Source organism: Methylobacterium sp. WL9 (genome assembly GCF_008040035.1).
Taxonomy (GTDB): Bacteria; Pseudomonadota; Alphaproteobacteria; order Rhizobiales; family Beijerinckiaceae; genus Methylobacterium; species Methylobacterium thuringiense.
The window spans coordinates 1-424 of sequence record NZ_VRVE01000217.1 but is presented as its reverse complement, the minus strand read 5'-3'; the positions used below and the strand labels follow the sequence as shown (position 1 = coordinate 424).

Here is a 424-nt window from a genome sequence, read left to right as displayed (position 1 = left end):
ACGCGATCCTGCGGGCGCCGCCGGGCGCCCGCGAGGACGTGCGGGCCCTACCCGCCCTGATCGGTGCGGCGCTCGCGGGACTGCCGGCCGCCGGCATCCTGGTGCCGGCCATGACGCTCGCCGCGATTCTCCTGGCGCTCCTCACCGCCGCGCTCGCGGCCCCGCGTCTCGTGCCGGCGGTGGCGATTGGCCTGTTCGCCATCGGCCTTGCCCGTGCGCTCCAGATCCGCCGCGGCAGCGACCGCAGCGACCTGCGCCAACGGGAAAGAGCGGCTGCGGAGGCCGGGCTTGGCGACCTGATCCTCAGGATGCCGGCGGTGCGCGCGCACGGCTCGGCGATGTTCGAGCGCCGTCGCCACGAGGATCGCCGGCAGCAGCACGGCGAGGGCGAGGGCCGGCGCGCGGGCATAGGCCAGCGCGCCCT

General features: G+C 76.9%; 1 protein-coding gene. It reads right to left on the bottom strand.

The window, feature by feature from the left end; genetic code table 11:
* Positions 1–47: 47 nt before the first annotated feature.
* Positions 48–424 (bottom strand): hypothetical protein (locus tag FV217_RS22560; RefSeq protein ID WP_210245165.1); only part of this gene is annotated, 377 nt, incomplete at its 5' end.